The sequence below is a fragment of the Pseudomonas sp. IT-232MI5 genome (assembly GCF_949767845.1).
In the GTDB taxonomy this organism is placed as follows: domain Bacteria; phylum Pseudomonadota; class Gammaproteobacteria; order Pseudomonadales; family Pseudomonadaceae; genus Aquipseudomonas.
Map to the genome: position 1 here is coordinate 106,204 of NZ_CATKQE010000058.1, position 21,031 is coordinate 127,234.

23 protein-coding genes are annotated in these 21,031 nt (G+C 59.1%); 19 read left to right on the plus strand and 4 right to left on the minus strand.

Annotation, left to right across the window (positions count from 1 at the left end; all coding sequences use genetic code 11):
- Positions 1-126: 126 nt before the first annotated feature.
- The 13 genes from ACM6JQ_RS23795 (at position 127) to ACM6JQ_RS23855 (ending at position 13,745) form a co-directional block, all read left to right on the plus strand.
- Positions 127-1,095, plus strand: a complete 969-nt coding sequence (locus ACM6JQ_RS23795) for a GTP 3',8-cyclase MoaA (protein ID WP_007908278.1) — start codon at positions 127-129, stop codon at positions 1,093-1,095.
- A 171-nt stretch (positions 1,096-1,266) separates the two neighbouring features.
- Positions 1,267-1,872 carry a DUF4823 domain-containing protein gene (locus tag ACM6JQ_RS23800; RefSeq protein ID WP_007908280.1) on the plus strand — a complete coding sequence of 202 codons (606 nt, stop codon included), beginning with the start codon at positions 1,267-1,269 and terminating at the stop codon, positions 1,870-1,872.
- A 15-nt stretch (positions 1,873-1,887) separates the two neighbouring features.
- The gene (locus ACM6JQ_RS23805) at positions 1,888-2,448 is read left to right on the plus strand and encodes a DUF1285 domain-containing protein (RefSeq protein WP_007908283.1); all 561 of its coding nucleotides are present in this window, start codon (positions 1,888-1,890) and stop codon (positions 2,446-2,448) included.
- A gap of 137 nt (positions 2,449-2,585) precedes the next feature.
- Positions 2,586-3,302, plus strand: coding sequence for a FadR/GntR family transcriptional regulator (locus tag ACM6JQ_RS23810; RefSeq protein ID WP_007908284.1), 717 nt, complete (start codon positions 2,586-2,588; stop codon positions 3,300-3,302).
- 132 nt (positions 3,303-3,434) lie between these two features.
- The gene (locus tag ACM6JQ_RS23815) at positions 3,435-4,310 is read left to right on the plus strand and encodes an SMP-30/gluconolactonase/LRE family protein (protein ID WP_007908286.1); all 876 of its coding nucleotides are present in this window, start codon (positions 3,435-3,437) and stop codon (positions 4,308-4,310) included.
- A 271-nt stretch (positions 4,311-4,581) separates the two neighbouring features.
- Positions 4,582-5,400, plus strand: coding sequence for an SDR family oxidoreductase (locus ACM6JQ_RS23820; RefSeq protein ID WP_007908288.1), 819 nt, complete (start codon positions 4,582-4,584; stop codon positions 5,398-5,400).
- A gap of 136 nt (positions 5,401-5,536) precedes the next feature.
- Positions 5,537-6,541 carry a substrate-binding domain-containing protein gene (locus ACM6JQ_RS23825; protein ID WP_007908290.1) on the plus strand — a complete coding sequence of 335 codons (1,005 nt, stop codon included), beginning with the start codon at positions 5,537-5,539 and terminating at the stop codon, positions 6,539-6,541.
- A gap of 53 nt (positions 6,542-6,594) precedes the next feature.
- A complete protein-coding gene (gene araG, locus ACM6JQ_RS23830; protein ID WP_007908292.1) occupies positions 6,595-8,139 on the plus strand; it encodes an L-arabinose ABC transporter ATP-binding protein AraG in 1,545 nt (514 codons plus the stop codon).
- Positions 8,140-8,151: 12 nt separating this feature from the next.
- Positions 8,152-9,120, plus strand: coding sequence for an L-arabinose ABC transporter permease AraH (gene araH / locus ACM6JQ_RS23835; RefSeq protein WP_042704903.1), 969 nt, complete (start codon positions 8,152-8,154; stop codon positions 9,118-9,120).
- Positions 9,121-9,418: 298 nt separating this feature from the next.
- Positions 9,419-10,132 carry a GntR family transcriptional regulator gene (locus tag ACM6JQ_RS23840; protein ID WP_007908297.1) on the plus strand — a complete coding sequence of 238 codons (714 nt, stop codon included), beginning with the start codon at positions 9,419-9,421 and terminating at the stop codon, positions 10,130-10,132.
- The gene (locus ACM6JQ_RS23845) at positions 10,129-11,127 is read left to right on the plus strand and encodes an ADP-ribosylglycohydrolase family protein (protein ID WP_095112888.1); all 999 of its coding nucleotides are present in this window, start codon (positions 10,129-10,131) and stop codon (positions 11,125-11,127) included. The genes ACM6JQ_RS23840 and ACM6JQ_RS23845 overlap by 4 nt, the downstream gene beginning before the upstream one ends.
- A 229-nt stretch (positions 11,128-11,356) precedes the next feature.
- The gene (locus ACM6JQ_RS23850; protein ID WP_414894763.1) at positions 11,357-12,823 is read left to right on the plus strand and encodes a purine-cytosine permease family protein; all 1,467 of its coding nucleotides are present in this window, start codon (positions 11,357-11,359) and stop codon (positions 12,821-12,823) included.
- Positions 12,816-13,745, plus strand: a complete 930-nt coding sequence (locus ACM6JQ_RS23855) for a PfkB family carbohydrate kinase (RefSeq protein ID WP_123375479.1) — start codon at positions 12,816-12,818, stop codon at positions 13,743-13,745. The genes ACM6JQ_RS23850 and ACM6JQ_RS23855 overlap by 8 nt, the downstream gene beginning before the upstream one ends.
- A 166-nt stretch (positions 13,746-13,911) precedes the next feature.
- Here the strand turns inward: ACM6JQ_RS23855 and ACM6JQ_RS23860 are convergent, their stop codons facing one another.
- The 4 genes from ACM6JQ_RS23860 to ACM6JQ_RS23875 all read right to left on the minus strand — a co-directional run bounded on the left by ACM6JQ_RS23860 (position 13,912) and on the right by ACM6JQ_RS23875 (position 16,597).
- Positions 13,912-14,169 (minus strand): hypothetical protein, encoded by a 258-nt coding sequence (locus ACM6JQ_RS23860; protein WP_016986009.1) that lies wholly within the window; start codon positions 14,167-14,169, stop codon positions 13,912-13,914.
- A gap of 44 nt (positions 14,170-14,213) precedes the next feature.
- Entirely contained in the window at positions 14,214-14,555 is a 342-nt protein-coding gene (locus ACM6JQ_RS23865; protein ID WP_007908306.1) for a hypothetical protein, read from the minus strand.
- A gap of 25 nt (positions 14,556-14,580) precedes the next feature.
- Positions 14,581-15,834: an MFS transporter gene (locus ACM6JQ_RS23870; protein ID WP_414894764.1), complete on the minus strand. Its 1,254-nt coding sequence runs from the start codon at positions 15,832-15,834 to the stop codon at positions 14,581-14,583.
- A 109-nt stretch (positions 15,835-15,943) separates the two neighbouring features.
- Positions 15,944-16,597 carry an HD domain-containing protein gene (locus ACM6JQ_RS23875; RefSeq protein ID WP_414894765.1) on the minus strand — a complete coding sequence of 218 codons (654 nt, stop codon included), beginning with the start codon at positions 16,595-16,597 and terminating at the stop codon, positions 15,944-15,946.
- A 226-nt stretch (positions 16,598-16,823) separates the two neighbouring features.
- Here ACM6JQ_RS23875 and ACM6JQ_RS23880 point away from each other — a divergent pair, with 226 nt between their 5' ends.
- The 6 genes from ACM6JQ_RS23880 to ACM6JQ_RS23905 all read left to right on the plus strand — a co-directional run bounded on the left by ACM6JQ_RS23880 (position 16,824) and on the right by ACM6JQ_RS23905 (position 21,018).
- Entirely contained in the window at positions 16,824-17,303 is a 480-nt protein-coding gene (locus ACM6JQ_RS23880) for a GNAT family N-acetyltransferase (protein ID WP_414894766.1), read from the plus strand.
- Between the two features lie 160 nt (positions 17,304-17,463).
- The gene (locus ACM6JQ_RS23885) at positions 17,464-18,126 is read left to right on the plus strand and encodes a hypothetical protein (protein ID WP_414894767.1); all 663 of its coding nucleotides are present in this window, start codon (positions 17,464-17,466) and stop codon (positions 18,124-18,126) included.
- Positions 18,123-18,617 carry a PAAR domain-containing protein gene (locus ACM6JQ_RS23890; protein ID WP_095112894.1) on the plus strand — a complete coding sequence of 165 codons (495 nt, stop codon included), beginning with the start codon at positions 18,123-18,125 and terminating at the stop codon, positions 18,615-18,617. Before ACM6JQ_RS23885 ends, ACM6JQ_RS23890 begins: the two co-directional genes overlap by 4 nt.
- A 5-nt stretch (positions 18,618-18,622) precedes the next feature.
- Positions 18,623-19,351 carry a hypothetical protein gene (locus ACM6JQ_RS23895; protein WP_007908319.1) on the plus strand — a complete coding sequence of 243 codons (729 nt, stop codon included), beginning with the start codon at positions 18,623-18,625 and terminating at the stop codon, positions 19,349-19,351.
- A gap of 1 nt (position 19,352) precedes the next feature.
- The gene (locus ACM6JQ_RS23900; protein ID WP_007908321.1) at positions 19,353-19,874 is read left to right on the plus strand and encodes a hypothetical protein; all 522 of its coding nucleotides are present in this window, start codon (positions 19,353-19,355) and stop codon (positions 19,872-19,874) included.
- 154 nt (positions 19,875-20,028) lie between these two features.
- On the plus strand, positions 20,029-21,018 hold the full coding sequence (locus ACM6JQ_RS23905; RefSeq protein WP_095112895.1) for a 2-dehydro-3-deoxygalactonokinase: 990 nt from the start codon (positions 20,029-20,031) through the stop codon (positions 21,016-21,018).
- Positions 21,019-21,031 lie beyond the last annotated feature (13 nt).

A 21,031-nucleotide genomic window follows, 5' to 3' on the forward strand; every position in this document is an offset into this window, starting at 1 on the left:
GCCTTATTGCGCCATGATTTAGCTACATGACGCAGTACCGCAGGAATATACTCAGGCATAGGGCTTGCTAAAACTTGATTTGTGAGTCAAGTTTTAGCGGCTCGAAATTCTTTCGCCGGAGTGATCATGATCGTTGACCGTCAAGGCAGGCGTTTTCGCAATTTGCGGATCAGTCTGACTTCAGCCTGCAATTACGCGTGTACCTACTGCGTGCCTAACGGCAAGCGGTTGGTGGCTGCGCAGGATGAGCTGTCGGCTGAGGCCATGGCGCGTGGCGTGGCGTATCTGATCGAAGCCGCCGGCATCGAACGGCTGCGCATCACTGGCGGCGAGCCGCTGGTCAGCCCCAAGCTCGAATCGTTCATGACCGCTGTCGGCAAGATGGGCCTGGAAGACATCAGCCTGACCACCAACGGTCAACTCCTCGCGAAGAAACTCCCGTTGCTGGTAGATGCCGGTCTGCGTCGGATCAACGTGTCCCTCGATACCCTCGACGCCGGTGCTTTCCGCAGCATCGCCCGTGGCGGCGATCTGGCCACCGTGCTGGATGGCATGGATCAGGCGAAAGCGGCGGGGATGAAGATCAAGGTCAACATGGTGCCGTTGCGCGGGCAGAACCTCGATCAGGTCATGCCGCTGCTCGATTACTGCCTGGAACGCGGATACGAACTGCGCTTCATCGAATTGATGCGCATGGGCCACCTAGCCAAGGACAACAATGCGTTCCTGCAACAGTTTGTCAGTCTGCAGCAGCTGTTGGAGCTGATTGGCGAACGTTATGAGTACGCACAAACCGATGCGCCCGTAGACGCCACCGCCGTGCGTTACGCAATTCCCGGTCTTGGCAACTTTGGGGTGATCGCCAACGAAAGCGTGCCGTTCTGCCGGACGTGCTCGCGGTTGCGCTTGTCGTCGACCGGTTGGCTGCATGGCTGCCTGTCATCGAGCAACCGCCACTATGTTGGTGATCTGCTCGACAAGCCGCGTCATCAGGCACTGCCGGCGCTTCAGCGTTTGCTGGTCAAAGCGTTGGGCGATAAACAGGAAGTGGCGTTCTCGGGCGGTGCTACCGTCATGAAGATTATCGGCGGCTGAACTTCCCTCATCGCTAGCAGGCTAGCTCCCACAGGTTGAACGCATTCCAAATGTGGGAGTGAGCTTGCTCGCGAAGGCGATCCATCATTCGCCAAAAATCCCGAGCTGGCGCAAAAGCTGCATCCAACGGCCATTCGCCGGTTTTCCGTCACCGGCCTCTGGAGGAATAGGATGCGTAGCCTGGTTTTGCTGCTGGCCGTTTTGGCGCTTGGCGGCTGTATGACTGTCAGCGATATGGCCGAAGGCACTCGCTACCAAATGAGCGACGCAGGCTTGCTGGACCACAGCGATAGCCGCCGCGTGAACAACTTCCGCATTCAGCCGGACTCGTTTATCTACATCGCTCAAGGCGCGTTCGCACCGCCGGGTGGTTCTTACCCACGGCCGAACGTTGTGGCTGAAGAAGCCTTCAAAGGCTTCGTCGAATACTTCCCGATGGTCCGCCGTGCCCGTGCGCCGGAAGGCCTCGATCAGGCGATGGGCGAAGCTCGCGATGCTGGCGCGCACTATCTGCTGTACACCCGCTTCGCCAAGGCTGACGACCGCATCGGCAACTCCGATGAATGGCTCGATGAAGAAGCGGTTGATCGTCTCGGCATCGACGGCGGCGTGATTCAGATCATGTTGATCGAGACCAGCACCCAGTATTTGATTGATACTGCTCGGATCAAGAGTCGTGGCGGTTTACTGACGTTCCACGACAGCAAGCCCGAAGACCTGATCGGCCCGCCGCTGGCCCAGTACGCGCGCAGCCTGTTGGGAGTCGGCGACCAATAATTCAAGGAGAACGCCATGAGTGGCCCGCAAAAAGCCAATGACCTGTTGGGACAGATCCCGAAAACCAAAGGCCTGCCGCCGGTGCACTTGTGGAACCCGGACTTCTGCGGCGACATCGACATGCGCATCGCTCGCGACGGCACCTGGTATTACCTGGGCACTCCGATCGGGCGTAAGCCGATGGTCAAATTGTTCTCCACGATCATGCGCCGCGATGGCGATGATTATTTCCTGATCACGCCGGTCGAGAAGGTCGGGATCAAGGTTGATGATGCGCCGTTCGTGGCGATTGCGGTCGAGGTTGAAGGCGAGGGCGAGGCGCAGCTGTTGCGCTTCACCACTAACGTCGATGAAACCGCCGAGGCCGGGCCGGAGCATCCGATCCGCGTCGAGATTGATCCGACAACGCAAGAACCCGCGCCTTACGTGCATGTGCGCACCAACCTTGAAGCGCTGATCCACCGAAATGTGTTCTATCAACTGGTGGAAATGGCGGTCAGCCGCGAAATCGACGGGCAGCGTTGGCTCGGTGTGTGGAGTGGCGGCGAGTTCTTCCGCATCGGCCTCGAACCTTAAAAGATCGCAGCCTTCGGCAGCTCCTACATGGCGTACATCTGTAGGAGCTGCCGAAGGCTGCGATCTTTTTTTGTCGTTGACACCTAATCATATGATGATTAGCTTAATCACCCATCGCAATCCGCTTTGAGGTGTTCATGTCCAGCAGCTTTCACGCGTCGACGGTCGACTGGCTCGGCAGCTGGATCGCCGCTGGCCAAGTCAAACCCGGGCAGACCATCAAAGTCGAGGCCGATCTGGGCGAACAGCTCGGTGTCAGCCGCACCGTGATCCGCGAAGCAATCAAAACCCTCGTCGCCAAAGGCATGCTCGAAGTCGGGCCGAAAGTCGGCACGCGCGTATTGCCGGTGCGGCGCTGGAACCTGTTTGATCCGCAAGTCGTCGGTTGGCTGTCGCGCAACGGGCTGCCGGAAAACTTTGTCGATGACTTGCTCGACCTGCGCCGCACTATCGAACCCATGGCTGTGCGCTGGGCGTGTGAGCGGGCGACGCTGGACCAGATCGAAGCGGTGCAACTGGCCTATAACGCCCTCGAGCGCGCGGTCGACAGCGGCACCGATTACAACCGCGCCGACCAGTTCTTCCACGAATGCATTCTCGCCGCCAGCCACAATCAATTCATCGAACAAATGGTCCCGGCCCTCGGCGCATTGCTGGCGGTGTCGTTCGAAGTCTCCGCCGCTGACCCGGATGAACTGCGCCGTACGCTACCCATCCACAAGGACATGGCCGATGCCATCGCCGCCCGCGATTCTGCGCGCGGCGTGTGGGCGTGCATGACCCTGATCGACAACGCGGACTTGGCAATCAAACGCTTCTACCCGAAAGTCATGGCCGACAAAAAAGCCAGCTGAATACACAGATCCACTGTAGGAGTGAGCCTGCTCGCGATAGCGTCGTATCAGGCAAAGTAGCTTCGACTGGTCCACCGCGATCGCGAGCAGGCTCACTCCTACAGTTAAAACAAGAACAATGGAGACCGTTATATGCCGTGGACCGCCCTGACCCAACACCGCGCTCAACTCGGTGAAGGCCCGTTCTGGGACGCGCCGACCCAGGCGTTGTACTGGGTCGATATCGCCGGCAAACAGGCGCTGCGCTTGATCGGTCAGAACGTACAGATCTGGCAGATGCCTGAACACGTTTCCGCGTTCATCCCCTGCGCCAGCGGTGACGCACTGGTGACCCTGAGTAGCGGCGTCTATCGCCTCGATCTCGACTCCCCAGGCCTCGAACCGCGACTGACGCTGTTCTGCGTCGCCGACCCGCAACCCGGCAATCGCCCCAACGAAGCGCGCTGCGATGGCCAGGGTCGTTTGTGGCTCGGCACCATGCAAAACAACATCGGCGAGAACGGCGAAGATCTGCCGATCACCCGTCGTTCCGGTGGCCTGTTCCGCATTGATCCGGATAAACGTGTCACGCCATTGCTGCGCGGCCTGGGCATTCCCAACACGCTGCTGTGGAGCGACGACGGCACCACAGTCCTGTTCGGTGACAGTCTCGATGACACGCTGTATCGCTATTTTATTCACGCCGACGGCAACCTTGATGCTGCGCAAGTCTGGTACGGCCCCGACCAGCAGGGTGGCCCGGACGGTTCTGCGATGGACGCCGAAGGCTACATCTGGAATGCCCGTTGGGACGGCAGTTGCCTGCTGCGGCTGACACCTGATGGCAAGGTCGAGCGCAAAATCGATCTGCCTGTCAGCCGCCCGACCAGTTGTGTATTCGGCGGTGAAGACCTGAAAACCCTGTTCATCACCAGCGCCCAGAGCCCGCACAACCATCCATTGGATGGCGCAGTGCTGTCGATGCGCGTGGATGTTGCAGGAAAACTCTGTACGCGGTTTGCGGATTAAATCCCAAAATATGGGATGCAAAATTATATATTGAGATTATTCGGCGGTCGGGTTTATAGTCGGCTCCAGCAGTAACACGCACTCACACTTAAAAAGAACAAAACAGGTGAAGTGATGCAGCGAATGTCTATCGCACTCCCGCGTGGAGTCCGCGTCTCGCAACGGCTCGATGCCGTCGGCCGCGCCTGCCTGTTTCGTTCAAACCGCCTTCCAGACCGGACATCGGCAGATGCCCGGTTTTTTTGTGCCTGCGAAACAGGAGTCCTGATCCATGGCTGAACCTCTTTCCCTGCCGCCGGTGCCCGCACCGCCGAAGGGCGAGCGTCTGAAAAACAAGGTCGTGCTGCTGACCGGCGCCGCGCAAGGTATCGGCGAAGCCATCGTCGCGGCCTTCGCTTCGCAGCAAGCGAAACTGGTTATCAGCGATATCCAGGCCGAGAAAGTCGAGCAGGTTGCCGGCCATTGGCGTGAGCAGGGTTACGATGTGCAAGCGCTGAAGGCGGATGTCTCGCATCAGCCTGATCTGCACGCCATGGCCAAACGCGCCGTTGCGCTACACGGACGCATCGATGTGCTGGTCAACTGCGCCGGGGTCAATGTGTTCCGCGATCCGCTGCAAATGACCGAAGAAGACTGGCATCGTTGTTTCGCCATCGATCTGGACGGTGCCTGGTTCGGTTGTAAAGCGGTACTGCCGCAGATGATCGAACAGGGCATTGGCAGCATCATCAATATCGCGTCGACCCATTCCAGCCACATCATTCCCGGCTGCTTCCCGTACCCGGTGGCCAAACACGGTTTGCTCGGCCTGACCCGCGCACTTGGCATCGAGTACGCCGCGAAAGGCATTCGCGTCAACGCCATCGCCCCGGGCTATATCGAAACGCAACTGAACGTCGATTACTGGAACGGTTTCGCCAACCCGCACGCCGAGCGTCAGCGCGCCTTCGATCTGCACCCGCCGAAACGCATCGGTCAGCCGCTCGAAGTGGCGATGACGGCGGTGTTTCTGGCCAGCGATGAAGCACCGTTCATCAATGCATCATGCATCACCATCGATGGTGGTCGCTCGGTGATGTACCACGACTGAGCACAGTGGCTTTCACGCGGATAAATCCGTTTGCAATCCAATCATCATACGATATGACTATTGTCAGAAGATTTTGCAGGAACACGCTTTAACGTTTTTCAAACATTGCTCAAAAAAAATAACAAGGAGTCAGCTTATGAAACGTCGTTTCGGGATTCGTACCCTGTGCAGTACCGCTCTGGCGGTCACCGCGTTCAGCCTGAGCAGTGCGCTGCTCGCTGCCGATACTGTGAAAATCGGTTTTCTGGTGAAACAGGCTGAAGAACCGTGGTTCCAGACCGAGTGGGCCTTCGCCGAGAAAGCCGCCAAGGACAAGGGCTTCGAACTGATCAAGATCGCCGTGCCGGATGGCGAGAAGACCCTCTCGGCGATCGACAGTCTGGCGGCCAACGGCGCCAAAGGCTTCGTGATCTGCCCGCCGGATGTCTCGCTCGGCCCGGCGATCATGGCCAAAGCCAAACTCAATGACCTGAAAGTGATTGCCGTCGACGACCGCTTTGTCGACGCCAACGGCAAGTTCATGGAAGACGTGCCGTACCTGGGCATGGCCGCGTTCGAAGTCGGCCAGAAGCAGGGCAATGCAATGGTCGCCGAAGCGAAGAAGCGTAACTGGGACTGGAAAGACACCTACGCGGTGGTCAACACCTACAACGAACTCGACACCGGCAAGAAACGCACCGACGGCTCGGTGAAATCCCTTGAAGACGCCGGCATGCCGAAAGATCACATTCTGTTCGCCGCACTGAAAACCCTCGATGTACCGGGCAGCATGGACGCCACCAACTCGGCTTTGGTGAAACTGCCGAGCGGCGCAAAAAACCTGATCATCGGCGGCATGAACGACAACACCGTGCTCGGCGGTGTGCGCGCCACTGAAGCGGCCGGTTTCGCCGCCGCCAACGTGATCGGCATCGGCATCAACGGCACCGACGCCATCGGCGAGCTGAAAAAGCCTAACAGCGGTTTCTTTGGCTCGATGCTGCCAAGCCCGCACATCGAAGGCTACAAAACCGCAGAGATGATGTTCGAGTGGGTCACCACCGGCAAAGAACCGCCGAAGTACACCGCCATGGACGACGTCACCCTGATCACCCGCGAGAACTTCAAGCAAGAGCTGGAAAAAATCGGCTTGTGGAACTGATGCAGCGACGGCCCGGGCAGCCGGGCCGTTTTTCGGTGTGAAGAGGTGGCTTTATGCACGCGCAAGTACAAACACAACAACACAGCTCCGGCGGCAGCCTGCGCTTCAACGGGATCGGCAAAACCTTTCCTGGCGTGAAAGCGCTGGACGCAATCAGCTTTGTCGCCCATCCCGGCCAGGTTCATGCCTTGATGGGCGAGAACGGCGCCGGCAAATCGACCCTGCTGAAAATCCTCGGCGGCGCTTACATCCCGAGTAGCGGCGAGTTGCAGATCGGCGAGCAGACCATGGCGTTCAAGTCGACGGCTGACAGTATCGGCAGCGGCGTCGCGGTGATTCACCAGGAGCTGCATCTGGTGCCGGAAATGACCGTCGCCGAAAACCTGTTTCTCGGCCATCTGCCGGCCAGTTTCGGTTTGATCAATCGCGGTGCCCTGCGCCAGCAAGCGTTGAATTGCCTGAAAGGTCTGGCGGATGAAATCGATCCGCAAACCAAGGTCGGACGCTTGTCCCTCGGCCAGCGACAACTGGTGGAAATCGCCAAAGCGCTGTCGCGCGGCGCCCATGTGATCGCTTTCGACGAACCGACCAGCAGCCTCTCGGCCCGTGAGATCGACCGCTTGATGGCGATCATCGGGCGCCTGCGTGACGAAGGCAAAGTCGTGCTTTACGTCTCGCATCGCATGGAAGAAGTGTTCCGCATCTGCGACGCGGTGACGGTGTTCAAGGACGGTCGCTACGTGCGCACCTTCGACGACATGAGCCAGTTGACCCACGATCAACTGGTGACCTGCATGGTCGGGCGCGACATTCAGGACATCTACGATTACCGCCATCGTCCACGCGGCGCCGTCGCGCTGAAGGTCGCCGGCCTGCTCGGCCCGGGCCTGCGCGAGCCGATCAGTTTCGAGGCGCACAAAGGCGAAATCCTTGGCTTGTTCGGACTGGTCGGGGCAGGGCGCACCGAGCTGTTTCGCCTGCTCAGTGGCCTTGAGCGCATGACGGCCGGACGCCTCGAACTGCGCGGTCACGAACTGAAGTTGCGCTCACCGCGCGATGCGATTGCCGCCGGGGTTCTGCTGTGCCCGGAAGATCGCAAGAAGGAGGGCATCATCCCGCTCGCCAGCGTTGCCGAGAACATCAACATCAGTGCCCGCGGCGCCAACTCTGGCCTCGGTTGCCTGATTCGCGGTTTGTGGGAAAAGGGCAACGCCGACAAACAGATCAAGGCGCTGAAGGTGAAAACCCCGCATGCCGGTCAGCAGATCAAATTTCTGTCCGGCGGCAATCAGCAGAAGGCCATTCTCGGTCGCTGGCTGTCGATGCCGATGAAGGTCCTGTTGCTCGACGAACCGACGCGCGGCATCGATATCGGTGCGAAAGCGGAGATCTACCAGATCATCCATAACCTCGCTGCCGAGGGCATTTCAGTGATCGTGGTGTCCAGCGACCTGATGGAAGTGATGGGCATTTCCGACCGCATTCTGGTGCTCTGTGAAGGCGCTCTGCGCGGCGAAATCAGCCGTGACCAGGCCAATGAATCCAACCTGCTGCAAATGGCTTTGCCGCGCCACCGCGCTGACGGCGTGGCGAACTGAGAGGTGACTATGATGACAACCCAAAACGAAACCCTGCCCAAAGAGCGCAAACCTTTGGACATGCGCCGCTTCCTCGATGACTGGGTCATGCTGCTGGCGGCGATCGGCATTTTCATTGCCTGCACGCTGCTGATCGACAACTTCCTTTCGCCGCTGAACATGCGTGGCCTGGGCCTGGCGATTTCCACCACCGGGATCGCCGCGTGCACGATGTTGTACTGCCTGGCGTCGGGGCATTTCGACTTGTCGGTGGGCTCGGTGATTGCCTGCGCCGGCGTGGTCGCGGCGGTGGTGATGCGCGACACCAACAGCGTGTTTCTCGGTGTCAGCGCGGCGTTGGTAATGGGCCTGATTGTCGGGCTGATCAATGGGATCGTGATCGCCAAGTTGCGCGTCAATGCGTTGATCACCACGTTGGCGACCATGCAGATTGTTCGCGGTCTGGCTTACATCTTTGCCAACGGCAAGGCGGTGGGCGTGTCGCAGGAATCGTTCTTCGTCTTCGGTAACGGCCAGCTGTTTGGCGTGCCGGTGCCGATTCTGATCACCATCGTCTGCTTTCTGTTTTTTGGCTGGCTGCTGAATTACACCACCTACGGACGCAACACCATGGCCATCGGTGGCAACCAGGAAGCGGCGTTGCTCGCGGGTGTGAATGTTGATCGGACCAAGATCATTATCTTCGCCGTGCATGGGGTGATTGGTGCGTTGGCCGGGGTGATTCTGGCGTCGCGGATGACCTCGGGGCAGCCGATGATTGGTCAGGGTTTTGAACTGACGGTGATCTCGGCTTGCGTGTTGGGCGGGGTGTCGTTGAGCGGCGGGATCGGCATGATCCGGCATGTGATTGCCGGGGTGTTGATTTTGGCGATCATCGAGAATGCGATGAACCTGAAGAACATTGATACCTTCTACCAATACGTTATCCGTGGTTCGATCCTTTTGCTGGCGGTGGTGATCGACCGCCTCAAACAACGCTAAAAATCAAGAGCCCCTCACCCCAGCCCTCTCCCGGAGGGAGAGGGGGCCGACCGAGGTGTCTTGCGTAATCCGTCGACCTGAAAGACCTCGTCGATTATGTATTCGGCAAAGCTCTTTCGGGTGGATTGTGGATTCGGCAAAGCACTTTCAGGTCGGCGTACCTCTTGAGCATCCCCCATTCAGTCCCCTCTCCCTCCGGGAGAGGGCTAGGGTGAGGGGCTTTTGATTCTCCCGCCTTTCGTCACTATCCCCAAATATTCCTTGCCCGCCCGTGCCCGTTTCGGGTATCAATTTGTACATGATTAGACAGGTACGATTTGACAAGAAACAACGGGTGGTCGACGAACTCGTCCGGCGCATCGAGAGCGGCCTCATGGAGGACGGCTTTCTGTTGCCCGGCGAGCATCAGTTGGCTCAAGAATTCCAAGTCAGCCGAGGCACGCTGCGCGAAGCGCTGGCCGAACTGAAACGGCGCAATTACATCGCCACGCAAAGCGGCGTCGGTTCCATCGTCACTTTCGACGGTGTCGCCCTCGACCAGCGCAGCGGCTGGGCACAGGCCTTGGCCGATAGCGGGGCGATGATCAACACCGAAGTGCTGCGCCTGGAAGCTGTGACCCGGCCAGACCTGCTATCGCGGTTTGGCACTGACCAATTCATCACCCTCGACCGTCGCCGCCGCTCCAACGAAGGTACGCTGGTGTCCCTCGAACGCTCTTTGATGCCAGCGACTGGCGGCCTGGAAAGCCTGCCGCGCGTCGGCCTGATCGACAACTCCCTGACCATCACCCTGGCCGCGTACGGCTACATCGGCGAGCGCGGCGATCAATGGATCGGCGCCGAGCCGCTGAATGCCGAAGATGCTGAACTGCTCGGGCGCCCGGTCGGCACCGTTTTCCTCAAAGCGCTGCGCACTACCTACGACCGCCAGAACCGTTTCATGGAGCTGGTCGAAAGCCTGCTCGACCCGGTGCATTTTCGTCTGCACCTGCAATTTGGAGAATCGAAATGACCGCGCTCAACCGTGCCCTCGGCGCTTTCTATGGCCTGGCCCTCGGTGATGCGCTGGGCATGCCGACGCAATCGCTGAACCGCGAAACCATCAAGACCCGTTTCGGCCAGATCACCGATCTGCAGGACGCCGGTCCGTTGCAACCGATCGCCGCGAACATGCCCAAAGGTTCGATCACCGACGACACCGAACAGGCGATTCTGGTCGGCGAGTTGCTGATCGAAGGCAAGGGCCGCATCGAGCCGGCGATCCTCGCGCAACGCCTGATCAAGTGGGAAGCCGAGATGCAGGCCAAGGGCTCGCAGGATTTGCTCGGGCCGTCGACCAAGCGCGCCATTGAAATGATTCTCGCCGGCCATTCGCCGGAAGAAGCCGGACGTTACGGCACCACCAACGGCGCGGCGATGCGCATCACGCCGGTGGGGATCGCGGCAGATGTTGCCGATCCCGAGCGCTTTATTGCGGCGGTGGTGCAGGCCTGTCAGGTGACCCACAACACCACGCTGGGGATTTCCAGTGCGGCGGCGGTGGCGGCGGTGGTGTCTGCTGGCATCAATGGCGTGGACTTGGGCGAGGCGCTGAACCTTGGTCAGCACATCGCTCAGCAAGCCGAGGCGCACGGGCACTGGGTCGCCGGTGGGCGTATTGCCTCGCGGATCAGTTGGGCGCGCACCATCAGTGTTGATAGCGACAAGGCTTTACTGGCCGATCTGCTCTACGACGTGATCGGCACTTCGGTGGCGTCGCAGGAGTCGGTGGTGGTCTCGTTCGCACTGGCGCAGCAAGTGGCGGTCGGTGAGATGAGTGCGTTCGATGCGCTGTGCATGGCGGCGAGTCTGGGCGGCGACACTGACACCATCGCGGCGATTCTCGGGGCGATGCTGGGGGCCTGCCTGGGTCTTGAGTGTTGGCCTGGCGCGATGATCGAGACGGTGAAGGCCGTTAATCATCTGGAGCTTGAGCCGTTGGTGCAGGGGCTGTTGGCTTTGCGCTGATTGAACTGACGCCATCGCTGGCAAGCCAGCTCCCACAGGTTTTTGCTGTGAACACACTTTTGTGTACACCCCCGATCCCTGTGGGAGCTGGCTTGCCAGCGATAGGCGCAGCGCAATTTTCGAATTTTCAACCCGCAATGGATCGCGCAGACAGGCCGAGGAAGGCCGCGATGTCTTGTCGTTTTGCATCATTGCCACAACCACAAAAAAGGCAAACAGGAGCACCTTCATGAGTTCATCATCCGCCGGGCAAAGCGCCGGGCAACTGGAAACCCGCGGCATCGAGCCGGTGCCGGAAGCCGAGTGCAACGGCCATCCGCTGCAATTGTTCTGGGTCTGGTTCGCTGCCAACATCTCCATCCTCGGTCTGCCGCTGGGTGCCACGTTGGTCGCGTTTCGCGGGTTGGCGATCTGGCAGGCAATCATCGTCGCAATCATCGGTGCCGCCGGTTCGTTTGCCGTGGTCGGGATCATCTCGATTGCCGGCCGTCGTGGCCGCGCACCGAGCCTGACGTTGTCGCGAGCGATCTTCGGCGTGCGCGGCAATATCGGCCCGACACTGGTCTCGCTGATGTCGCGTCTCGGTTGGGAAACCGTCAACACCACCACCGCTGCATTCGTGCTGCTGTCGCTGTGCTCAATCCTGTTCGGTTCGCCGGTCGAAGCGAAAAGTGCGCCAGTGCTGACGCTGATCTTCATCGCCATTTTCGTCCTGCTGACCCTGTCGGTGTCCGGCCTCGGTCATGCAACCTTGCTGGTCATCCAGAAGTGGGCGACCTACGTCTTCGGTGCGCTGAACATTCTGGTCGGTGGCTTCCTCTGCGCGACCATCGATTGGAGCGCGGTATTCAACGCCACGCCAGCGCCGATGAGCGCAATGATCATCGGTATCGGCACCATGGCTGCCGGCACCGGGATTGGTTGGGCCAATGCTGGCGCCGACATGTCGCGCTATCAGCATCGCAGCGTCAAGGCTGTGCGTCTGGTTGCGTCCGCTGCATTCGGTGCGGGGATTCCGCTGGTGTTGCTGATCACCCTCGGCGGTTTGCTGTCGGTGGGCAATAACGATCTTGCTTCGGCGACTGACCCGATCGTGGCAATCCGCGACATGCTGCCAACCTGGATGGCGGTGCCGTACCTGATCACCGCATTCGGTGGCCTGTTGCTGTCGAACAACCTGTCGGTGTATTCCGCCGGTTTGACCACGCTGACCCTCGGCCTGAAGGTCAAACGCGTCTACGCGGTGGTGGTCGACATCGTTGCGATCTTCGCCGGTTCGATCTACTTCATGCTGATCGCCGACAGCTTCTACGGTCCGTTCATTACCTTCATTTCCCTGCTGGCGGTGCCGATCACCGCGTGGGTCGGGATCTTCGTCGTCGACCTGATACACCGTCACTACTACAGCCCGACAGATTTGCTCGACGTCAGCCCGAGCAGCGCCTATTGGTATCGCGGCGGCATCGAGTGGCGCGCGTTCGGCGCGTGGGCGATTGCCATCGTCCTCGGCTTCAGCTTCACCACCATCGGCACCACTGCCGAGAACGTCTGGTTCAAAGGCTTTCTGTCTGATTCGTGGCTGGGCCACAACGGCCTCGGCTGGATTGTGACCTTCGTCGTCGCTGGTGGGATTTACTGTGTACTGGGCGGGGCGAAAGATCGCCGCGCCGCGCCAACCGAGAATGCTCATGCCTAAGATGTTGCACACCGGCCAGGTCATCATCGACCTGGTCATGGCCGTGGATAAACTGCCGCAGATTGGCGGTGACGTGCTCGCGCAGTCGGCCGGTTTCGAAGCCGGTGGCGGTTTCAATGTAATGGCAGCGGCGGTACGTAATGGCTTGCCTGTGGTTTATCTTGGCCGGCATGGCACCGGACGTTTCGGCGATCTGGCGCGTCAGGCGATGAATGCCGAGGGGATTCACATCGGCATCACCGAACCCGCAATGAAAGACACCGGTTTGTGTGTGGCGCTGACCGATGCGTCGGCCGAGCGCAGCTTTATTTCCTATATCGGCGCTGAAGGTGAAGTGACTGAAGAGGATTTGAACAGCGTCGCGGCCGAGGCGGGCGATTACGTTTATCTGAGCGGCTACAGCCTGCTCCACGAGGGTAAGGCGCAGGCGTTGCTCGATTGGACATTGGCGTTGCCGGCGACAATCAACGTGGTGTTCGATCCGGGCCCGTTGGTTGAATCACCGGACTCGCCGCTGATGAAAGCGTTGCTGCCGCGCATCGATGTGTGGACCAGCAACAGTGTTGAAGCGCTGCGGTTTACCGGCGCTGAGGATATTGGCGTGGCGCTGGATCGTCTCGCTGAGCATCTGCCCAACGAGGTGTTGATGGTGGTGCGCGACGGGCCGCAGGGTTGCTGGATTCAACAGGCCAACGAGCGTCGGCATGTGCCGGGGTTTGTCGTGAAAGCCGTGGACAGCAATGGCGCCGGTGATGCCCATGCCGGGGTGTTCGTCGCCGGATTGGCGCAGGGCTTGTCTGCCCATGAAGCAGCGCGGCGGGCGAATGCTGCAGCGGCGCTGGCGGTGACGCGCTGGGGGCCGGCGACTTCACCGGGTGCGACTGAAGTGGATGCGTTTTTCCGCGAGTCCGGCGGCGCCTGATCTACCGCCATCGCTGGCAAGCCAGCTCCCACAAGTTTTTTTGGTGAACACACATTTGTGTACACCCCGGTTCCTGTGGGAGCTGGCTTGCCAGCGATTAGGCCATCAGCCTCAAGTCAAAACTTGAATTGGCCGCTCGCCGCATCGGCAACGAGCGACCGCAGGACTACTGCAGATCCAGCTTGCGCGCCGCCTCAACGCCGGCGGCACTGAGCTTGATCGGCAGGTTCAACGAATGCTCGCCAGCCTCGTTGCAGGTCACATGACCATGGTGAATCAATCCGCGATCCTGCAGGGCGGCGAGGGCGCTGGCCACGACTTTCTCGCCCCGGTAATTGTCCAGCACCTCCTTGCCCAGACCACTCGGATGGGCATGCAGCAGGCGGGTGAGGACTTCTTTTTCCAGGTTTTTATCGACGTTCATGGGTACCTCTTCATGGATGTGAATAGGACGCTCGCGTCGGCGAACTACTGACCGGAGCCTTCGGAACCGGAGCCACCGGTGGTGGTTTTGGAACCGACGCCGGGGCCCGCGTTGTCTGGCGTGGCGGGGGCGTCGGGGGTGTTCATGCCGCCCTGACGACCCGGGTCACTGCCCTGAGTGCGCGGATCGGTGCCGGTGGCGGGCGGTTGATTGATCAACGGCACGCCCGAGCCATCGGTGTTCATGCCGGGGGCACTGTTGATGGCGGGTGCGCGGGGTGGGGTAGGATCGGTAGGGCCGGTGCCCGCAGCGGTGGCGGATGCGGCGAAAACCGCAGGGCAGAGCAGGGCGCTGAATACGAAAGCAGTCAACCTTGACGGGATCATAGGGCATCTCCAGTGATTGGAATCCTTACCTGTCGTTGGTCTGCCTGCTGATCGAATTGGTGCCTGATGAACGACGAACGGTCTGGATTGCCTGCGCCGATTTCAGACTGATCCGTCGCCAGAGCAAGCGGCCAAGGGTGATCAGCCAGTTGGCCAACGCGACGAGCAATACCGTCAAAAGCAGCGTGCTCATGCCGTGCTCGACGATGATTTTCCCGGCCAATAGCGGGAAACCAAATACACCGATGAAGTACGAAAGACTGAACAGCAACAACGCCTGCGATGTGGTGCCGGCCGGTGCTTCGTTGGCGGCGAGGCCGTTGATCACCGAATAGGTCAGGCCATAACCGACGCCGAGCATCAGCGCCGCCAACAGATAGCTGAATCCGCTGTGCACACCGAACGCGAACAGCACAATCGAACCCAGCATCAGTCCCGACAGCAGGCACGATGCGCGTAATGGATCACGCTTGACGACATATCCCGAGATCAGCATCCGACTGCTGATCGCGGCACTCATGAAACCGAGAAAGAACAACGAATAATCCAGCGAAAGGGCGGCGGCATAACTTGTCTGAAAACTCGACAGGCCACCGAATACGCAACCGCCGAGACCGACCATGATGATCGGAAACAGGGCGCGTGAACCGAGCACTTGAGTGGTCGTCTGCCAGGTGATTCTTGCCGCGGTTGTGGCTTGGGTTCTTTTCAGTTTTGCGCCAAGCTGCCAGAGCAGCAGCACCCCGATCAGGCTTGCCAGCGCCGCCAGATAAAATGCCGAGGTCACCGGCAACCCCAATGCACTCGCCGCACGACCCAGTAATGGCCCGCTGCCGATGCCGGTCATCATGCTGCCGGACAGCAAGGCGAAATATTTGGCCCGCTGCGCCGGCGTCACCAGACTGGCAACGATAATCGGTCCCAAGGTGTAAAAAACGCCCCAGCCCAATCCCAACAACAAACCGAAAAACAGCAGCAAATGACCGAACCCCGGTGTCAGCGCAAAACCCAGGCTCGCCGCCACCAGCAACAGCCCGAACACTGCAATCGAACGCGCCGCCCCGAGCCAGTCCGACAAATGCCCGGACACCAGCACCGCGACAAACGTACTGACCATCGCCGCCGAAATCACACTCCCCGCATCGTGCTCATTGCCGCCGCGTGAACCGATCAGCAGCGACAGCAAAAATGTCGAACCGTAGGACAACGACAACAGATAACTGGCGAGGCAGAAAAGGCCGAACAGCTTGCTCGATACCGTGGGTGTTGCTTGCGACATGACGCGGTTCCTTGACCGGAAAAATTCAGCGTCATCTGTTTAGCACGGCGGGCCGGCGGATTAGGTCTGAGGTTGGCGAAGTCAGGATCGCTGCGCGCCGGAGTAACGCTCAGGCAATGCCGATCTCTTCCTTGAATTGTTCCATGAAACCTTTCAGGCGTTGATGACGGATCTGCGCCAGACGCTGGCCAGCGTCTGTCTGGAAACCGTCGGCAAGGTGCAGCAGTTTGGTCTGGAAATGATCGAGGCAAAAACGCGTGTCATCGTAACCGCGTTGTTTCGCTTCGGGATCCTGCGGGTCGTACAGCGCCGAACCCATGCGTCCGGCGATGTAAAAGGTTCGGGCGACACCGAGCATGCCCAGTGAGTCGAGGCGGTCGGCGTCCTGGACGATTTTCGCTTCGAGGGTGCGCGGAGTGATGTTGGCGGAGAAACTGTGGGCTTCGATGGCGTGAGCGACGGCCGTGATTTTTTCGCTCGGCCAATTCATTTCGGCGAGCACCGATGAAGCTTTTTCCGCCGCCAGTCGCGAGGCTTGCGCGCGCAGTGGCGAGTTTTTCTCGACAGCCACGCAATCGTGCAGGAGCACCGCAGCGAGTAGCACCTCCAGATCACCGCCTTCTTCTGCATGCAGCGTACGCACGTTGTGCCAGACGCGCTGCAAGTGGGCGAGGTCGTGGGCGCCGTCGTCGGACGGCTCCAATGCGTACGGCAGTAACTCTGCTGCCAGTGCCTCCACGGGCGTAAAACTATCTAAGTTCATAAGCATCCTTTCAGATTGTCTCAGTTCCTGTGGGAGCGAGCCTGCTCGCGAAGAGGCAGTATCAGTCACCGCAATGTCACTGACAGTCCGCTTTCGCGAGCAGGCTCGCTCCCACAGGGAACTGCAGTGTTTGCAACATTGCGCAGGGTAGTGTGTGTTTTGCCATGTGACGAGCGCCGCTCACCACCTTAGTATGGCGTTTTCCTTTTTCCGACAAGGCCCGTCCATGACGATCGAAATCCGCCCGGCGACCCCCAGCGATGCCCCGCAAATCCTCGCCTTCATCACTGAGCTCGCCGATTTCGAAAAGGCCCGCCACGAAGTCATCGCCAGCGTTGCCGACATCGAGCGCAGCCTGTTCGGCGAAGGCGCCACCGCCCACGGTCTGATCTGCCTGCGCGACGGGCTGCCGATCGGTTTCGCGGTGTTCTTCTTCAGCTACTCGACCTGGCTCGGCAGCAACTGCCTGTACCTCGAAGACCTCTACATCACCCCCGAACAACGCGGCGGCGGTGCTGGCAAAACCTTGTTGCGTCACTTGGCGAAAATCGCCTGCGACAACGACTGCGGCCGCTTCGAATGGAGCGTGCTCGACTGGAACACGCCGGCGATCGAATTCTACAAATCCCTCGGCGCGCAACCTCAGGAAGAGTGGGTGCGCTATCGCATGGATGGCAAGGTCTTGCGCGAGTTCGCCGAGGGCTGATCAACAATGATGGCGATTCAGTGTTAATTCGATTGTCGGTACCGCTCTAGTTCGGCATTCTACGCGCCATTTTTGCGCACTCACGGACGACACCTGCAATGCCTCTGGCACAATTTCTCCACGCCCGTGGAGCCTTCGCTGCGTCAACGAGTGACCGGCGATGAGCGGACTACGGGCGTCAATGCGTCTGTATGGCCTGGTGAAGAACTCAGGCTCAAGCGACAACCCCCAGCGTCAACCGGTCGATATTCTCTGTACGACGAACAGCACGGGCGGCACTGCCATTCGTGCGTTCGTGTCACGCCTTGATGCCGAGTTGATGACCCGCAGTGCCGGGCTCGCCGATTACCGCGTGATACCGCTGCGCACCTTCGATCCGACGGCGTTTATCGACGCTCATCAAGGCTGGCTGACGCTGCACGTCTGTTGCGGTTTCGTCGCCCCTGTCGGGCATTCGCTGCTCAAGGACCGCGGGTTGATGCCGATGGGCTGGTACGTCTATTCCGAGATCAGCCAGTGGACGGCCCAGCATCATCTCGACCTCGGCGCACAAATGGCTGAACTGCTGCAATCGACTTACGAGCGTAATCACCTGCGCAACTACAACGCCTGGCTCAACGAACTCGACGACGCCTCGCCGGCTGAACTGGCATGGCAAACCGACGAAGCCTGGCGACACCTGCAAACCGCCGCATCACCCGACAGCCGTGAGCATTGCCACGCCCTGTTCGACCCCGTCGACAACCGCTGGCGCTTCGCCGCGACCGACATCGATATTCATCAGCTGCACCCGGAACCCCTGAAGCAAGGAGCTTTGAATTGAGTGGTAAACCCGCTGCACGCGTCACCGACCCGACCGCCTGCCCATTGCCAGGCCATGGCACCAACCCGATTGTTTCCGGCTCGCCGAACGTCTTCTTCGACGGCCTCGCCGCCGCGCGCATGACCGATAAATCGGCGTGCGGCAGTCCGATTACCGGGGCCGTTTCCGGCACGGTTTTCATCAACGGCCTGAATGCCGCCACGCTCGATAGCACTGGAGGTCACGGCAATGTCGTGGTCGGTGGTTCGGGGACGGTGATTATTGGCCAGAGCGGCGGCGGGGCGGCTTTTAGCGGGTTGTTGCCGATGCCAGTGCATTTTACGGACAGGTTGCAAGTGGTTAATGAAGCAACTGGCGAGCCCGTGCCCGATCATCCCTATGTGATTCAACGGGGCGATGGCAGCATGGAACATGGGATCACCAATGAGCAGGGCTTTACTCATATGGTCAGCTCTCATTTGGCCGAAACCATAAAACTGTTTGTAGAGTGATCGAAATGGAAGTCGCAAACCCTGCACTCAAAGATTGCAAAAACGAGGTGGTGAGTCATGAGTTGACTTGCAAAACCGACCAGACTGTAAAAGCTGTGGCAATCAAAATCAAAAAAATCGTCGTGTTTTTCATCGGCGGTGCTGGAGACAAGGAACCGTATTATCAAGATCAACCACCTCACGGTAACGTAACCAGTGCGCAGGTTTTATTGCCTAAAAAATTCAGCGACGCGCAAATTGGAAAAATAAAGTCGGTGTACCTTAGTTATAAGGATGTGCGCGGCAAGAAAGACATAGAAAAGTATGTGCTGAGTTATCTGAAAGGTGATAAATCAATTTATATAAGTATCGTCGGTCACAGTCTGGGAGGATGGAACGGCGCTCATCTGGCAGCCATACTCAAAGAACAGGGATTTACGGTGAAGTCCTTGGTCACGCTTGATCCAGTGGGCGGCGGACTGGGTGTCTGGCTGATTTCAGACATTTACGCCACCACCCCGAAGCCTGGTGCAGAGTACTGGATCAATATATTGGCTGCACCGGCGAAACCCAATCAGTCCGATGATGTCGCCGAGATGGGAGAACGCTGGGTCATGAGCTCGGGTCCTGATATCAATAAAGCGGTAGACACCAACCACGAAGATGCAGGCGTAATGTTCAAGGCGAGGATTCTTGGCGAACAGTCCGCATGTGATCTCATCGCTGAAAAAATGATCAAATATCTGGAGTCTTGACATGCGAGTGTTGCTTGCAATTCTAGTTCTTTGTTTGTGTGCTTCGTGCGCAAAAAGAGTGCCATTACCAGAGACCGAAATTGAATTTGTTTCTGTTACCAAGTCTGGACACAGTGCTCTTCTGGATGTTCGCTTCAGTTCAATGACTGATCTGTTGCGATTCTTCGAGATCAATGCCGGCCAACATCAGGTCGGCAATGCCTTGATCTGTTCAATGGATGAGAGTGGCTTCTTCGAAACAAAACAGGACCTGACCCGGTATCTCGAAGGGGAGGTCGTCGCGGTATTAAATGAATCTGCTGCGGGGCCATATGTGTATTCGGCTGAGGTCTCTGCGGTGCATACACCGGACGGTGGAACGCTGAGTACGTACTTCAATAAAAAACAACTGTTGATGGTATTGAGCGCGCGTCAGGTCGTGGCATGTAAATTCAGGACTGCTGCCTACGCTTACGGTCCGTATTACTCAAAATCAATGAATATTCCTGCCAGTGTTTTCGTTCAGGCGATAGAGCGTCAGTAGTGATATTGATAACGGTGAATCACGGATCTGTTCGAGGAGAGTGGGTAGACGTGATCATCCCAAAATATGGGATGCAAAATTACATATTGAGATTTAGCGCCTGAGAGGGCTATAGTCCATCGCACTCACTGCCAAAAACAAAACAGGTGAAGCGATGCTGGCGCAATTGATCGCGCTCGATTGGGGGACGACCTCATTACGTGCTTACAAACTCGCGGCGGGCGGTGTGGTGCTGGAGCAGCGCGCGCTGTCGTCCGGGATCATGCAACTGCCAAAGACTCCGCGAGCCATCAACGGTCGCGAATGCGCCGATGGTTTCGAACTGGCCTTCGATGAAGCGTGCGGCGACTGGCTCGATGCGCAGCCGGATCTGCCGGTGATTGCCTGCGGGATGGTCGGTAGTGCGCAGGGCTGGCGTGAAGCAGCCTACTGCGAGACGCCGGCGAACGTCGCCAATCTCGGAAATTCCCTACAAATAGTTGTCAGCCTGCGCGGCACCGTGGTGCATATCGTGCCGGGGGTGATCCAGCGTTCGCGTCTGCCGAACGTGATGCGTGGCGAAGAAACCCAAGTGCTCGGTGTGCTGCAGAATCTGCCGATTGAGGCGGGTGCCGATCTGTTGATCGGTCTGCCGGGCAGTCACTCGAAATGGGTCGACGTGGTCGATGGCTGCATCACCCATTTCGATACGTTCATGACCGGCGAAGTATTCGCCGTGCTCAGTGAATACAGCATTCTCGGCCGAACCCAACAGCACAGTGCGACGTTCGATGCTCAGGCGTTTGACCGTGGCGTGCAGGTTGCGCAGTCGGCAGATGGCGAGCTCGGCGTGCTGTCGACCTTGTTCAGCGCCCGTACCCTGGGCCTGACCGGCGAACTCAGCCCGACCGCGCAGGCAGATTATCTGTCCGGCCTGATGATCGGCCATGAACTGGCGGCGCTCGCCAGCGCTCAACGTCGCCGTCGCAACAACCGGAATCTCCCTTCGATCATCCTCATCGGCAACGCGCAACTCTGCGCGCGCTACAGCCGTGCCCTCGATGCCTGCGGTTTCGCCAACGTGACGCTGGCCGAGCAGGCGACCGAGCGTGGCCTGTGGCAACTGGCGCTGGCCGCCGGACTGATCGATTCCTCATCCCGTTAACCCTGACTGGAGG

What these genes read in the sequence shown, in the direction of transcription:
- ACM6JQ_RS23795 (WP_007908278.1), top strand. Translation starts at nt 127, where the DNA reads ATGATCGTTGACCGTCAAGGCAGGCGTTTTCGCAATTTGCGGATCAGT.
- ACM6JQ_RS23800 (WP_007908280.1), top strand. Translation starts at nt 1,267, where the DNA reads ATGCGTAGCCTGGTTTTGCTGCTGGCCGTTTTGGCGCTTGGCGGCTGT.
- ACM6JQ_RS23805 (WP_007908283.1), top strand. Translation starts at nt 1,888, where the DNA reads ATGAGTGGCCCGCAAAAAGCCAATGACCTGTTGGGACAGATCCCGAAA.
- ACM6JQ_RS23810 (WP_007908284.1), top strand. Translation starts at nt 2,586, where the DNA reads ATGTCCAGCAGCTTTCACGCGTCGACGGTCGACTGGCTCGGCAGCTGG.
- ACM6JQ_RS23815 (WP_007908286.1), top strand. Translation starts at nt 3,435, where the DNA reads ATGCCGTGGACCGCCCTGACCCAACACCGCGCTCAACTCGGTGAAGGC.
- ACM6JQ_RS23820 (WP_007908288.1), top strand. Translation starts at nt 4,582, where the DNA reads ATGGCTGAACCTCTTTCCCTGCCGCCGGTGCCCGCACCGCCGAAGGGC.
- ACM6JQ_RS23825 (WP_007908290.1), top strand. Translation starts at nt 5,537, where the DNA reads ATGAAACGTCGTTTCGGGATTCGTACCCTGTGCAGTACCGCTCTGGCG.
- araG (WP_007908292.1), top strand. Translation starts at nt 6,595, where the DNA reads ATGCACGCGCAAGTACAAACACAACAACACAGCTCCGGCGGCAGCCTG.
- araH (WP_042704903.1), top strand. Translation starts at nt 8,152, where the DNA reads ATGACAACCCAAAACGAAACCCTGCCCAAAGAGCGCAAACCTTTGGAC.
- ACM6JQ_RS23840 (WP_007908297.1), top strand. Translation starts at nt 9,419, where the DNA reads ATGATTAGACAGGTACGATTTGACAAGAAACAACGGGTGGTCGACGAA.
- ACM6JQ_RS23845 (WP_095112888.1), top strand. Translation starts at nt 10,129, where the DNA reads ATGACCGCGCTCAACCGTGCCCTCGGCGCTTTCTATGGCCTGGCCCTC.
- ACM6JQ_RS23850 (WP_414894763.1), top strand. Translation starts at nt 11,357, where the DNA reads ATGAGTTCATCATCCGCCGGGCAAAGCGCCGGGCAACTGGAAACCCGC.
- ACM6JQ_RS23855 (WP_123375479.1), top strand. Translation starts at nt 12,816, where the DNA reads ATGCCTAAGATGTTGCACACCGGCCAGGTCATCATCGACCTGGTCATG.
- ACM6JQ_RS23860 (WP_016986009.1), bottom strand. Translation starts at nt 14,169, where the DNA reads ATGAACGTCGATAAAAACCTGGAAAAAGAAGTCCTCACCCGCCTGCTG.
- ACM6JQ_RS23865 (WP_007908306.1), bottom strand. Translation starts at nt 14,555, where the DNA reads ATGATCCCGTCAAGGTTGACTGCTTTCGTATTCAGCGCCCTGCTCTGC.
- ACM6JQ_RS23870 (WP_414894764.1), bottom strand. Translation starts at nt 15,834, where the DNA reads ATGTCGCAAGCAACACCCACGGTATCGAGCAAGCTGTTCGGCCTTTTC.
- ACM6JQ_RS23875 (WP_414894765.1), bottom strand. Translation starts at nt 16,597, where the DNA reads ATGAACTTAGATAGTTTTACGCCCGTGGAGGCACTGGCAGCAGAGTTA.
- ACM6JQ_RS23880 (WP_414894766.1), top strand. Translation starts at nt 16,824, where the DNA reads ATGACGATCGAAATCCGCCCGGCGACCCCCAGCGATGCCCCGCAAATC.
- ACM6JQ_RS23885 (WP_414894767.1), top strand. Translation starts at nt 17,464, where the DNA reads ATGAGCGGACTACGGGCGTCAATGCGTCTGTATGGCCTGGTGAAGAAC.
- ACM6JQ_RS23895 (WP_007908319.1), top strand. Translation starts at nt 18,623, where the DNA reads ATGGAAGTCGCAAACCCTGCACTCAAAGATTGCAAAAACGAGGTGGTG.
- ACM6JQ_RS23900 (WP_007908321.1), top strand. Translation starts at nt 19,353, where the DNA reads ATGCGAGTGTTGCTTGCAATTCTAGTTCTTTGTTTGTGTGCTTCGTGC.
- ACM6JQ_RS23905 (WP_095112895.1), top strand. Translation starts at nt 20,029, where the DNA reads ATGCTGGCGCAATTGATCGCGCTCGATTGGGGGACGACCTCATTACGT.